This is a genomic window from Vibrio sp. 10N.222.52.B7 (assembly GCF_041474275.1).
GTDB classification, from domain to species: Bacteria; Pseudomonadota; Gammaproteobacteria; order Enterobacterales; family Vibrionaceae; genus Vibrio; species Vibrio crassostreae_C.
In genome coordinates this window covers 1-233 of sequence record NZ_JBFRTU010000258.1, presented here as the reverse complement: position 1 = coordinate 233, position 233 = coordinate 1, and the positions used below count along the sequence as shown (strand labels likewise).

At 51.5% G+C, this 233-nt stretch carries 2 tRNA genes; both read left to right on the top strand.

Annotated features, from left to right (window positions below):
- Positions 1-8 precede the first annotated feature (8 nt).
- Positions 9-95 (top strand) — tRNA-Leu (locus tag AB4512_RS22725).
- A gap of 64 nt (positions 96-159) precedes the next feature.
- A tRNA-Cys gene (locus tag AB4512_RS22720) sits at positions 160-233 on the top strand.

The window sequence follows — 233 nt, the reverse complement described above, 5'->3', positions numbered from 1 at the left end:
AATTGCGTGCCCTGGTGGTGGAATTGGTAGACACAAGGGATTTAAAATCCCTCGACGTTCGCGTTGTGCCGGTTCAAGTCCGGCCCGGGGCACCATCTATTTGATTATTACCTCGCTTGGTATTAATCAAAAGAGTTGTTCTCTTAAAACACTATTGAAGGCGCCTTGGCAGAGTGGCTATGCAGCGGATTGCAAATCCGTGGACCTCGGTTCGACTCCGGGAGGCGCCTCCA